This is a genomic window from Streptococcus sanguinis (assembly GCF_003943735.1).
In the GTDB taxonomy this organism is placed as follows: Bacteria; Bacillota; Bacilli; order Lactobacillales; family Streptococcaceae; genus Streptococcus; species Streptococcus sanguinis_E.
In genome coordinates this window covers 218047-230899 of record NZ_RJMV01000002.1, presented here as the reverse complement: position 1 = coordinate 230899, position 12853 = coordinate 218047, and the positions used below count along the sequence as shown (strand labels likewise).

General features: G+C 37.2%; 15 protein-coding genes and 1 tRNA gene. 3 read left to right on the top strand and 13 right to left on the bottom strand.

Annotated features, from left to right (window positions below; translation table 11 throughout):
* Positions 1–186: 186 nt before the first annotated feature.
* A tRNA-Leu gene (locus tag D8877_RS03635) sits at positions 187–269 on the top strand.
* A gap of 15 nt (positions 270–284) precedes the next feature.
* On the opposite strand, the gene D8877_RS03630 is transcribed toward D8877_RS03635, so the two are convergent.
* From D8877_RS03630 to D8877_RS03585, 10 genes are all read right to left on the bottom strand, one after another.
* The gene (locus D8877_RS03630) at positions 285–692 is read right to left on the bottom strand and encodes a hypothetical protein (protein ID WP_125340312.1); all 408 of its coding nucleotides are present in this window, start codon (positions 690–692) and stop codon (positions 285–287) included.
* A 55-nt stretch (positions 693–747) separates the two neighbouring features.
* Positions 748–1620: a 16S rRNA (adenine(1518)-N(6)/adenine(1519)-N(6))-dimethyltransferase RsmA gene (rsmA, locus tag D8877_RS03625; RefSeq protein ID WP_125340311.1), complete on the bottom strand. Its 873-nt coding sequence runs from the start codon at positions 1618–1620 to the stop codon at positions 748–750.
* Positions 1601–2488: an SDR family NAD(P)-dependent oxidoreductase gene (locus D8877_RS03620; protein WP_125340310.1), complete on the bottom strand. Its 888-nt coding sequence runs from the start codon at positions 2486–2488 to the stop codon at positions 1601–1603. Before D8877_RS03620 ends, rsmA begins: the two co-directional genes overlap by 20 nt.
* Positions 2489–2499: 11 nt before the next feature.
* Positions 2500–3069 (bottom strand): ribonuclease M5, encoded by a 570-nt coding sequence (gene rnmV / locus D8877_RS03615; RefSeq protein WP_376739359.1) that lies wholly within the window; start codon positions 3067–3069, stop codon positions 2500–2502.
* Complete coding sequence (locus D8877_RS03610; protein ID WP_125340308.1) at positions 3062–3832, bottom strand: TatD family hydrolase; 771 nt, start codon at positions 3830–3832, stop codon at positions 3062–3064. Before D8877_RS03610 ends, rnmV begins: the two co-directional genes overlap by 8 nt.
* Positions 3833–3966: 134 nt before the next feature.
* On the bottom strand, positions 3967–5106 hold the full coding sequence (locus D8877_RS03605; RefSeq protein WP_125340307.1) for a tyrosine-type recombinase/integrase: 1140 nt from the start codon (positions 5104–5106) through the stop codon (positions 3967–3969).
* Positions 5107–5170: 64 nt separating this feature from the next.
* Positions 5171–5380: a hypothetical protein gene (locus D8877_RS03600; protein ID WP_003036575.1), complete on the bottom strand. Its 210-nt coding sequence runs from the start codon at positions 5378–5380 to the stop codon at positions 5171–5173.
* A gap of 48 nt (positions 5381–5428) precedes the next feature.
* Positions 5429–6280 carry a rolling circle replication-associated protein gene (locus tag D8877_RS03595; protein WP_125340306.1) on the bottom strand — a complete coding sequence of 284 codons (852 nt, stop codon included), beginning with the start codon at positions 6278–6280 and terminating at the stop codon, positions 5429–5431.
* A gap of 236 nt (positions 6281–6516) precedes the next feature.
* Entirely contained in the window at positions 6517–7083 is a 567-nt protein-coding gene (locus tag D8877_RS03590; RefSeq protein WP_124765717.1) for a hypothetical protein, read from the bottom strand.
* Positions 7084–7097: 14 nt separating this feature from the next.
* On the bottom strand, positions 7098–7475 hold the full coding sequence (locus D8877_RS03585; RefSeq protein WP_124765715.1) for a hypothetical protein: 378 nt from the start codon (positions 7473–7475) through the stop codon (positions 7098–7100).
* 194 nt (positions 7476–7669) lie between these two features.
* Between D8877_RS03585 and D8877_RS03580 the strand changes: the two genes are divergently transcribed.
* Positions 7670–8113: a hypothetical protein gene (locus D8877_RS03580; protein ID WP_003036577.1), complete on the top strand. Its 444-nt coding sequence runs from the start codon at positions 7670–7672 to the stop codon at positions 8111–8113.
* A gap of 35 nt (positions 8114–8148) precedes the next feature.
* Here the strand turns inward: D8877_RS03580 and D8877_RS03575 are convergent, their stop codons facing one another.
* Positions 8149–9600: a hypothetical protein gene (locus D8877_RS03575; protein WP_125340305.1), complete on the bottom strand. Its 1452-nt coding sequence runs from the start codon at positions 9598–9600 to the stop codon at positions 8149–8151.
* A gap of 147 nt (positions 9601–9747) precedes the next feature.
* On the opposite strand from D8877_RS03575, the gene relB reads away from it, so the two are divergent.
* Entirely contained in the window at positions 9748–10080 is a 333-nt protein-coding gene (gene relB / locus D8877_RS03570; protein ID WP_260468124.1) for a type II toxin-antitoxin system RelB family anti-toxin, read from the top strand.
* Between the two features lie 240 nt (positions 10081–10320).
* On the opposite strand, the gene D8877_RS03560 is transcribed toward relB, so the two are convergent.
* Both D8877_RS03560 and D8877_RS03555 read right to left on the bottom strand, forming a co-directional pair.
* A complete protein-coding gene (locus tag D8877_RS03560; protein ID WP_048773909.1) occupies positions 10321–11562 on the bottom strand; it encodes an MFS transporter in 1242 nt (413 codons plus the stop codon).
* A gap of 130 nt (positions 11563–11692) precedes the next feature.
* Entirely contained in the window at positions 11693–12775 is a 1083-nt protein-coding gene (locus tag D8877_RS03555) for an ArsR/SmtB family transcription factor (protein WP_048773907.1), read from the bottom strand.
* Positions 12776–12853 lie beyond the last annotated feature (78 nt).

Sequence of the window (12853 nt, the reverse complement as noted above, 5' to 3'; positions counted from 1 at the left end):
CCTTTTTTATTTCGTTACCTAAATAAGTAATTAATCTAATTGTAACAAATACTTGCTATAATGGCAATATCATAGAACTATTTTAGTAAAGAAAAAATAGAAATTTTTCTGCTTTTTTCATACAGTGAAAAAAACTGATATTCTCTATTGGCATTTTCACAAAAATAAGTTATAATAGAATCTCAAGCGGAGGTGGTGGAACGGCAGACACGCATGCTTCAGGCGCATGTGCCCGTACGGGTGTGAGGGTTCAAATCCCTTCCTCCGCATAAAAAGCAATCCTATCATGATTGATAGGATTTTTTGTTATTATGAAGCAGAATTACACTGCTTAGAAAAGCCAGAAAGGTCAGTCCCCCAGTTAAATACTTCTCTAAGAGACTCACGGTCACAAAGAAATTGAAAACAGTAGCCAAAAAGAGAAAAACAGTTCCGCTTAAGATGATCTTTCTCAGAACAGAAGACTTCAAGCTACTTCTTAGCCAGCTGCCAAAAGATAGATAACTGAAACCAAAGAAACCCAACATCAAGAAAAGAAGGAAGTTGACAGGACGCAGCCATAAAGGAAATACTATATAAGCTCCGCCAAATACAAAACGTCCCAGAGGCAGACCTAACATAAGCAGGAAATGGAGTAAAGACTGCGAAAACCAGAGCAGGGCAGAAAACAAAGACAGAAATTTCACTTTCATATGTACCTCATTAGCAAAATAGAAGACCAGCTATACAGAGCAGATCTTCTATTTTTTATAATCCCTCAGACTTCAAAGCGTCTGCCAGGCGCGCAAATTCCTCTAAACTCAGAGCTTCTCCCCGAACACTTGGAGATAAGTCAGCTCGTTCTAAGGCTGCTGTCAGTTTGCCTTTAGTCTCCTCAGACTTCCCAAAACAACTGGTCAGGTTATTCCAGAGAGTCTTCCGACGGTGGACAAAACTGGCCTTGGAGACCTTGAAAAAGAATTTCTCGTCCTGTACCTCAACAGCTGGCTGGTCTCTGCGCACCATCTTGAGAATGGCCGAATCCACATTTGGCGCTGGTACAAAGACTGTCCGTGGCACGATAAAGGCAACCTTAGCCGTCATGTAATACTGGACCGCGATTGACAAACTACCGTAGGCCTTGGTATTAGGCTGAGCCGAAATCCGATCGGCCACTTCTCTCTGCATCATCACGACAAACTCACTAAAAGGAATCCTACTCTCAATCAAGTGCATGAGAATCGGCGTCGTGATATAGTAGGGCAAGTTCGCCACTACCTTGATAGGCAGGTCTGGATTCTTAAACTCTGCTATGTACTGGGCCAAATCAACCTTGAGAATATCCTGATTAACCACTGTCACATTGTCAAAATCGCGCAGAGTATCCGCCAAAATTGGCACCAGACGGTCATCAATCTCAAAGGCCATGACTTCGGCGGCACTTTCGGCCAAAAATTCTGTCAAAGCCCCAATACCAGGCCCAATCTCGATGACATTGACATTTTTGTCAATCTCGGCTGTATCCACAATCTTCTGGAGAATGTTGGTATCCGTCAGGAAATTCTGACCGAAAGATTTTTTAAAAGTGAAACCGTGACGCTCCAGAATGGCACGGGTCACACTATGGTCTGCAATACGCATCTTTTCTCTTTTCTAATTCGTTATCTTTTAAGAAGGTCATTTGCTCTAGCAAGGTGTAAAGTTTTTTCTGTTCTTCTTCCTTGTAAGCAAATACGTTAGCCTTGACTTCTCTACATTTCTCGTCATACAAAAAGCCCTCATAGCCATCTTCTGTAGATAAGGCTGTATAGACTTTCGCCATCTCTTCAGGACTAATCGAAAATCTCGACTTAATTTTATACAGATTTTTCATAAAAGCGTTGAGGTGATCATAGCGGCGCATATCTACTTTGACATTGGTCACACGGATGGCCTGAACCTTGATACCTTTCCAATGCTTCCGCATATAAAGCGACAGCATCAACAAGGCCAGTTTATTCTGATAATAGGTCTTAGCAGGACTGTAATGTTTTTGTCCAGATAAATTTTCAAAATCAAGCTTCATGAAAGGATAAAGCACCAGCCCTTGGGAAGAAATATTAATAATCCGACCACTTTCTGACTTTCCCAACAAGTCTTTCAATAAGGAAGAAAGCAAGAAAGGAGCGCCCACATTGGTCGCAAATTGTTTTTCCAATCCGTCTTTGGTAAGAATCGGCTTTTTGATCGATAAATCAAAATCGGCCGCATTGTTAATTAAAACATCTAAATTCTCTTCTTTGTGGATATACTGTTCTACCGCTTTCATGACACTTTTCATATCAGATAAATCAACCAAGATGTAATCTATATGCGGGTTTCCTGTTTGTTGACGGATTTTCTCACAGGCTTGCTCAGCAGCTTCTTTTCGACGGCAAAATAGGGTCACTGACCAACCTTTCTCAGCTAACTGTTTTGCAGTTTGATATCCAATCCCACTATTGCCGCCCGTAATAATTACTTTTTTCATTTCTTACTCCGTTAGACTGAATATTTGAGCATAGCTTCTTCCACTTCCGCCAAAGTCACGCCAAACAATTCCAATCGTTTGAGTAGTTGCTTACCATTGGAATAGCCGATACGGAGCTGCTCACCCAAATACTCTCGACGCTGTCGGCTGTCGCTTCCCATAAGCAAGCCCAGCCGAACAAGATCGCTTTGGGTGATGTCAAAATTATCCTCATCATCGAAATATCCGACCAGCCCAGCTAACGCCTGCTGTAAATCCTCAAATGAAGCGTGCTCTACTCCAAGCGATTTTCCTTTGTTCTTAGACTTAGGAGCCGCCTCATCACGGCGGAGAAAGGCATGCTGAGCAGTTGGCACAGCCTCCATGATCATTCGACGAATACGCTCGCCATTGTAGTCTGGATCGGTAAAGACAATCACACCTCGCAGCTGGTGCAATTTCTCAATCCGCTCTAGGTCTTCTTCATTGATAGCGGAACCTCTCGTCTCGTAAGTGTCAACTTGGTAAAATCGCTGCAGGTTGGCTGTATCATCCTTGCCCTCAACGACGATCACCTGAGGGATTTTTATCTTCTCAGTCAAGCCCAAACACCTTCTTTGCATTATCATAGGTCGCTTGCGCTACTTCTTCGACAGGCAGCCCACGAAGCTCAGCAATTTTCTCTACAACATAGCGGGTATAGGCTGTTTTGTTTTCTCGACCACGCTTGGGAACAGGCGCCAAGTAAGGCGCATCAGTCTCAACGAGGATTTTGTCCAAAGGCAGATTCTGAGCCGCCTCCTGAATATCTATCGCTTTTTTAAAAGTGACGACCCCAGAAAAGGAAATCATCATCCCTAGCTCGATAAAGCGCTCTGCCATTTCCAAAGAACCCGAATAAGAGTGCATGATACCGCCACGAGGACCTACGCCCTCACTCTTGATAATCTCATAGGTGTCCTCCAATGCGTCACGTGTGTGAACAACAAAGGGTAGGTTCAGCTCTTTGGAGAGCTGGATTTGGCGTCGAAACACCCGCTCCTGAACATCCTTTGGAGCTGTCATCCAGTGATAGTCCAGCCCAATCTCGCCCAGAGCCACCACCTTGGGGTGACCAAGCTTGTCCAACAGATAGGCTTCCACCGCCTCATCATAAGTCCCCGCCTCAGTCGGATGCCAGCCAATCGTAGCATAAAGCTGATCATAGCTATCTGCCAGCTCCAAGGCGCGCTCAATGGTCGGTCGGTCAAAACCGACAATATTTATTTTGCTGATGCCCATTTCTGTAGCCAGCTGCAGCTCCTCTGCCTCTCGACCAGCAAATTCTTCCACATTTAAATGCGTATGTGTATCAAAAATGTTCAAACTTTGTTTCCTCCTTCTTCCCTATACTTCTCTAACCATTGGAAATACAGAATTTTAATTTTCTATATTTCCCTGTATTTCCTATTGTTTCTCACCACTTTGGTTAATTTATGGTTAGTTTTTTGGTTAGTCCTTTACAGGTGAATTTGATTGAGCTTCGTTCTTACTTCGTCTTGAATATTCTCCGTAACATGGCTATATACCTGTAAAGTAATGGACTCATCACGGTGACCTACACGCTCCATAATCGCTTTAATAGGTAATCCTAGTTCAGCAAGTAAGCTGATGTGGGAATGCCGAAGCATATGTATATTATATGCCTTTCCTTCACCTAGAACTGTATCGCAACTGTTCTTGATGAATTTGTATAATAAAGGTTGTCTCATAATATTTCCTTGCTCCGTGACAAAAACAAACTCTTCATCACGGCAATGCTCACGAAAATATAAAACAATCTCTATACAACGTTCACTCAGAATTATCGTTCTAACAGAACCTACCGTCTTAGTAGTTTGAAGTACTCGCTCGTCATACTTGTGAGCCACATAGTCAATCGTATGATCAATCTTCAAAAGACAATTTTCAAAATCTATATCTTGATAGCGAACACCGATAAATTCAGCAAAGCGAAGACCTGTTAAAAAAATGAACTCCATTGCTAATGTATAGCGTCTATCTTTATTATGATTTTCGCAATACGACAAAACTTTTCCTAATTCCTCTCTGCTGATAAAATGTTCCTTCGCTTTTTTTAGTTTTTCATAATCAGCCTTTTGCTTAGGAATCACTACATTTTTGACAGGACTCTTGGTGATATATCCGACCTTCTCAGCATAGCCAAAGATACCATTAAGATAAATCTTTCGATTTTTCCTTGTAGAATTTTCAACATTTAAACTCATTAGGTAGCTTTGTATTTGCTGGGTGGTATATTCTGACAACTTCAAGTCACCTACCGCATCAGCAAAAAATTGTAAACATTTCATTTCGCTTCTAAAACTTGATGATTTAATTTCACTAGCTCGAATAGTTTTCCATTCTGCCAACAGCTGACTAAACGTAGTCGCTTCATATTTTTGTTGCTTCAGCTCTTCTTTTGTCGGTGTCATAAGAATTTTATCTATCTTAGTTGCTAACCGCCTTTTTGCTTCTGCTTGAGAAACTCTAGATCTTGATTTCAAAGTAACAGTCACCTGTTTCCACTTTTTATCACGCTTATCATAAAATTTCTCATAATAGCGATACTTACCATTATCTAACTCTTTATAAAACATCATCTCTCCTTTTTATTATCATAAATAAAGGAAAGCTATGTAGCATAGCTTAATTATAACATAACTACATAGCTTCCTCATACTTCTTTTGTTTGTATTGCAAAAAGCGCTCATATCCCTCAATACTTATATAAACCCTCTTATGGGAGGGCTTCAAAATAAAATCTTGAAACTGCTCAATCCGCCTCATCTCAGTCAAATCATTATTTAATGTTTTTAAAGGGATATCAAATAATTCTGAAATACCTTTTTTCGTTTTGTATAAATGTTCCATAATACTCCCTTTTTCTGCTATAATAGAGTTGATAAAAGTTTTCTTTTGTCACTCATTTGGCTTGTCAGTTGCTCCGCTAAAAGTGTCTGACAGGCTTTTTATATTATCGTAAAACTCCGTTGTGTATTCTTTCACACCATACGGCGTCTCATGCTTTGTAGTACGTGAAAAATTTGGCGGGCTATTGATTTTATAAGATTCCACTATCTCTCCTTTGGTTGCTGTTAACTCCAAAGGCTTTTTTATCCCTCGGCTGGTTCTATAAATACGAATCCCTTTTGGATACATGTATAGTCTCGCTCCCTTAACGGTTGCTTTGCTCTGAGAATCTTCATCACCTATCTGTAAATTAGATAGATAAGCTATCAAGTAATTTCCAACCTTATCAGCCCTTCTCAATCGTTTGGTCTTTGTAAAACCTTTCTGCCACAAGTCTGCCAGAATTTCATTAGGAATTGTCAAAGTTGTAGTATTCTTCATCAGCACATGTAAATGCCATCTTCTACTAGCTTGTGGCTCAATAACAACAATATATTCTACATGACCGTATTCTTTGCGAATTTTACGAATAAATTTTTTAAAGTCTTTATAAACTATTTCAGTATCAATAACATGCTCCCTATATGTTAAAGTTATCCATAGTTGATTGTATCCACCAGTAAAGTTATGAGCAACCAAGCGACGCAGTTTTTTCATCGTTTGCTTGACCGATTTAAGATTATCAAATCGTGTACTATTTGATGTATTCATGTCATAAATCTCACCTGTTTCAAGATTTACATAACGTTTTCCAGATATTACCTTGATGGTCTGTTTTTGTTGTCCGTCAGCTGTAGTCATTTCAACTGTATCTCCGTAAATATAAGATTTTACTAGTTTGTTGCTCCCAATTTCTGACATACGACCTCTATCTTCTCGTGCTTTTGTTTGACGCTTATCAAGTTAAGAGCGTCAAAATTGTAATCATTAAATTCTAATTTATTCCATGATTTATTGACAACAGGTTCCCTAAGATGACTAAACTGATTGCGCCGGCACGGGCGAACAGAGTTCGACCGCACCGCCTCAACCAGTCTAATTTATCTTAGCCTACTGTCAATAACTTTCACGGCATAAAACAGAATTTAATTCTCATATCAATAATTTTGTGAGTTTTTCAAATGAAACAAAGCACTTTTAACCGCTCGCTCATTTATTTTTTCATAGATGATAAACACTAAACGATGTAAATCATCTTTTTTATAAGTATCAGCGATACCATACAATCCATTGTTTTTCATATAATAGACCCATTTTTCTTTCATTTTGAGCAAAATGTCGGAATCTAACTCACCAAAAATAGTAAACCGAAACACAATACAAGCCACTTGAAATTCTCTTCCTGCTTTATCAAACTCACAAATTGGTACTTTTTTATCCTCTATGCGAATACGATAAATTGACTTGCTCCCATCAGCTTGAATGATTTCTTGATTTTCAAAATCAGGTTGTAATTCATAATCAAACTGATCATCACTAATCTGCTCTTTTACCAACTTCATTAATTTAAAACGTGTTTGACCCAGAAAATTATTCCATCGTCTTTGTTTCTCTTCTTCTAACTGCTGTTGTTGATACTCCATGATTTTTTGCTTACAAAATCCAAAAACTTTGACGACCGTGTAAGCAATTTTCCTAGGTAGCTCTTCTATAACCGATGGCATAATTAACCTCTTTTCTACAATTCAACAATCTCTTCATCAGCTCGAATGACTTTAGCTGTGATTGACAGTTGATTACGATATTCACCGTAAACCGAAGCTTTTTCAATATCAACGATTTCACAAATTGTGCCCATAGGCATATAATCAGCATAGTCCTCGATTGCTCCATAAGGAACTTTAACAGTAAGCTGTTCTCCAATATTCGTTTTTTCGTTGGGATAGTCACTATCGTCAGAGAAAATAAGTAGTCCCACCTTTACCCCCTTTTCAACTTCAGAGCTCTTATCAATTTTTTCTATCCAACGAGTAGCAGAAATGAAGCGAAGTTCTTTTCGTTTAAGAAATTCTGGGGCGTTGAACGCAGTGAAGTGAGAAAGATTTTTTAAAGCCATGATAGACCTCCTCCTAGTTTTTAGAAACTAATACATATAATAGTTTCTGGAAAAATATTTTGATAGAATCTAATTTATTTTTTAGATTCTAAAAAGATTATATCACTAAATTTTTATGTTGTCAAGAATTTATTTCTATTTTTTGTTTCTTGTGTTATAATATTTCTATAGACATAAATAACAAGGAGAATCCAATGGCTAAGCTATCAAGAAAAACAGTTAAAGACTTATGCTTATCAATTACAAAAGCAACGCTAGAATTTGAAGGATATGAACTCTTAGATGAATCAGGATATATTCTTGCACATAAAGAAGGTGAAGCAGATTTACTTATCTATCCTTTGGCTAAGCAATTTTCTGATAAAGAAAGTCCACAATATAAAGCTGATTACAAAGCAGTAACTAAACTCGATAATTTCGTAAAATCCTATCCCGAAGAGATAGTGCCCTATATCAGTTATAGCTTTATAAAAAATGAGCTATCCCATTTAGAGACTGTTATAGCACCCATTACTCTCATACGAAAAATCGCCCAAACGGGAAGTGTCTTTTCAAACGCAAGCGGGCACCTGTATTTAAACGTAGAGCTCACTTCCAACTTACCTGAAGATGTGTTTCATTCTTCATGGATAAAATAACCGAAAATAGGGACTCATTACGAATCCCTATTTTTTCATTCTTTCAATTGAATCTTTTCTAATTGAATCAATATATTGTTCTCTTCATTAGAGCTATCATTTCTAAGATAACCCATAAAAATTTTATTTCTGTTCTCTACAGGAACAATAAAAAAACTTCGTGAAATATCATATCCTTCTACAAGGACATATATATTGTTAGTGTCCTTTAATTGATATCCCCTGCTTTTTAACAACTCTATGATAGCCTCTTTTGATTTTAATTTATCATTTGGATATAAATTATAAGAAGAAATTGCCTGTTCATAGCTCATCAAGTAACGAGTTTTTTTATTAGAAATTACTTTATCATGTGAAAACTCCCATACAGGAAAATTAGAGATCTTTCTTTGATTCTCTTCATCAGATGTTTTAGATCCGAACACTTCGTTTATTTTATAATTTCCGCTCAGATTTGTCACATATGGAGTAAATAATATCCCTGGTAGTGTTTGTTTATCAAATATATATAAATAATAAATTTGATTTTTATTAAGTTTTAAAAACACCATGCTATAACGATTATTATCTTCATCTTGAATTAAGATAAATTTTAAATCTTTATCTTTTATCCTAGTATCTTTTATTTCTTTAAAATTTTTTTTGAAATCTGAGATTATTTCTTTCTGAGATAAAACGATATTATTTTCTTCTTTAAATTCTGAATAAGATGAATAAGAAGTATAGTCTAAATTATTATCATATTCATTATCAATCCCCGATTTATGAAGCTTATACGAAGATGTGAATTCCCACTTCTCTAGCTCCACTCCTACTCTCAGTGAAAACCATGTTTTTCTTTGCATTTGTTGTTCAAAAGAATTTTGATAGCTATAATACATAAAGCTTACTGTTCCTATGGGCAACATTACACAGATAACAAATAAAGCGACTATGATTTTTTTGAAGTAACTTTCAAAAACTATCTTATCCAAATGTTTCATCCGCAACAATAAAAAGAACGTTATAAATACTGGCAGTGGCATTAATATAACTTCAAAAAGAATCCTACTTATATCTCTATCTGTCCACCCAAATATTGCACTTGAACCTAATAATAAAAATCTCATGACAAATTCTATCGAAAATGCTAAAAAGACTAAGAGAAATAATATCTTACTTTTAAAAAATTGTTTTGGTGTTCTTATGAATCCTCTCAAACCAAAAATAAGCATTACGATTAAAACTGGAGCTACAGTAATCCCTTCTATAATATTCAAGAAAGATAAACCCGGATCAAAGTCGATGCACGTATATACATACAGCGCCAATGATATGAAAGACATTAAAAGTAAAGCGAAATAATATTTCTTTCTACCTATATTAGATTTTTTATTGCCCCTATCATCTATAAATTCTCCATTTTTTAACGCTTGTGAAAACTCTTCAGGTTTAGGTTTTCGTCCATGGATAAGCTCGAAATATTCTATCCATTCCTTTTCATTCATCTTGTACAACCTCCTCTTGTACCGTTTTTTATCCATTTTATCACAAAAAGTATTGCTAAACAACACTTTTTCTATTTTTTAGACTGTTTGTTGTACTTAATTTCATGTAAAAAGGATAGTAAAATGATACAAAAGAGGATTGTAAGAATGAAAGCTAACCAATTACAGAAATACATATCAAATAGAATCAGAGAATGCCGCAAAGAAAAGAAACTGAGTCAAGAGCAACTTTCAAATGATGCAGGCTTAGGTATCAAGGCTATTCAAAATATTGAAAATTTGAAATACGACTTTAAAATCCAAACACTTGAAAAAGTGCTAACCGCCTTAGATATGACGGTGGAAGAATTTTTTAACTTCCCACTCTCTGATAATTCTGTATCTCTTGATACACTCGTAGATAATCTTGCTGAATTATCAAATGATAAACAGGTAAAACTTATTTCATCTTTTAATGAGATAGTAAAAAGTATAGACTAAAAGAGGAACTCATTACGAATTCCTCTTTTTGCATGCTACACTTGCTTTCCTTTGGTTCTTTTCTTGGTTAATTTTTTATCTCTTTTTTTAAAATACTGATATATTCAGTTTTTCAGCCAGTAGTATGCGTATCAAAAATCTTCATGGTTTACTTCCTTGTATTTCCTGTCCTTTATTATACCAAAAATGACCTGAAAAATCAGAAGTCTCTTCAAAGCAGAAAAATAAGATAGCTGCCATTCAACAGCTATCCGAATCTGCCTTCAAGTTCTCCATTGGAATAATCAAGTAGAAAGACAGTGCCAGCATTAACACAAGCGGGAGGAGAATATAAATAACCCCCAAACTGCTGGCAAGAGCTATCAACAGCATAGATAAAACACTAGGAACAGCCATGCTAAATAAATTAATAGCTGACTGGATAGCTCCCATGGACTCTTCTGGTATTAGGCTGAAAACAGATTTCTGCAATCTTGGACTCAGCAGACCGACTGTAACAGAGCAAGCAAAGCTCGCTATCAGGACAAGTAAAAAATTTTGCCAGAAAAAACCGCAAAGAATAAAACCTTCACATACTTGGCTACTATACATAGCAAGCTTCGTCGAAAGTTTTTTCAGCAAACTGCCACTCAAAATATTTCCTAAGATCAGACCAGCGGAACTTAGAACAATTAACACGGCAATGGACTGACCAACCTGCAAATTCCAAAAAGGCCTTTTCAGCAACAAAAGAGTCGCTACTGGCGTCAGAATATTCAGAGTGACCTGTCCAAAGGTTGAAACCAATAATAACCTCACAACATTTTTCAATCCCAGTAAGACTTTAAGAGAATCCAATAAATGCTGCCAATAATTTTCTCTATTTAGCTCCTTGGCACTGCTGAGCTCCGGTTCTAAATCCTGTAAGCTTTTACTAATATGCCAAAAACCAAGGTAAGCTAGTAAGAATGTCAGAGCATTTAGTCCTGCCAAAGCTCCAATACTCATCCAAGCGATGAGAAAACCGCCAGCTAGATTCCCCAAAATATGAACCAGACTCATACTAGCCTGTCGAAAGCCCATAGCAGAGGTCATATCTTGCTCAATCACCTTTACATAAACAGGGGTCAGCATGGCACCTGAAAAATAACTCAGACTATCCGACAGAAAGTTAATCAGGCAAATCACAAGCAGAGTCAAGAAAGAGAAATCTTGTCCAAGAAGCAAAAACGTTACCAGGCTATATAGCACGACCTTACTAAACTGTATAAGCAGGTATTTATGAATACGATTCTTTTGAAAGTCCGCCGCAACTCCCGTAAAAACTTGAATTAACTGGGGTAGCGTTTCAGAAAGAGAAATCAATAAAACCGCAAGTGGAGCAAAGGAATAGGCGGAAACATAGTTCATCAAAGCCAAATAAAAAACAACGTCTCCAAAACCTGAAATCCATTGATTGATGAGCAACTGGCGAAAATTTTTGTTTTTTGTAAAAACAATCATACGACATCTCCTTTACTCTTGTTAGATTTTTGTTTAACAAATCATAGCAATAAATTAGTCAATTGTCAAATTTTTATTAGATTATTATTTTACAAAAAGAAGACCTAGAATGAATCCAGGTCTTCTCAAACTATTTTAGGTCTTGTTTGAGCTTCTCTATAATTTTTTGAATCAGTTCTTTGTTGACCGTGTATTTAACAGAATCATCATCCACCACAAGCTCCAGCAAGCCAGAATTTAGCAGCTTCTGCGTATGGAATGAGATAGAGGCTCTTGTAAGCCCCAGTTTTTTAGCTATATCTTTATTCTTGGCATGCGGCTGAATCAATTCAATCAAGACTTTATAGCGTGTTTCATCACCAAGAGTTTTTAAGGTCAGAGCCAATGTTTCATCATTAAGCTCCGATTCCGCCTTTGATAACTGGGAACTTCTCGTCGAAAGGACTAAGGAATAGGAAGTGAAATCAGGAACCTTTTCGAGAAAAGAGTCAATAAACATGGGTGACAGAACAAATATTTGTGTGTCCTTTTCAAAGAGCTTGGCATTCTGCTCTTCGTCATCCATCACATCAGATAGGCTAAATTCTTGTTCAAAAGCTAGTACTTCCTGCTCAAACTGCTCATAAATAGGCTGATAGAGCTCGAACACTCTTTCCAACAAGGAAACTAATTGGTTCCGAAGCTTCTCTGGATGCTGAATAGCTTGGTACCAGTACCATTTATTTTCCGGAGACTTATCACTATTCTCTATAAAAGCCAGCAGATTCTCAGGACGTTCCTTGGCAACTTCCCCAGCAGAAAGCTTAAGTGATAAGCAATAGATGATTTGCTTTGCGTCTAGTTTTTTCAGACATTCTAACAAGTCATGCAAATTGGCCGGATCTTCTCCTTTTTCTAGCAAGTAGAGGTAGAGGAGCGGAGCCAGTCCCACCGTAGCTCCTTCAAACAAACTAACCGCAACAAGCTCGCTTTTCAAAGGAAGTAAAGCCTGATAGAGCTTATCATAGTGCGGCTGTACATCAAGAAGCAGCTCCTTTTGATTCTGCCGTAAATCCTTCCACATATGTTTATCATCCCTTGAAACGATGGCAGGCACCATGAGAAATTCATATAACTTACTACGATAGTGAACAAGCTTTACACCCACAGATTCTTCCCTCCTTACACATACTCCGCTTCTGACCAGAAAGAGTATACAATTCCTGTTTTTCATTATACCAAAAATCAGGCGAAATATTCATCGTCTTCCACTCTGTTCATCTCCTGACAAGAAATCCATCTCTATACAATA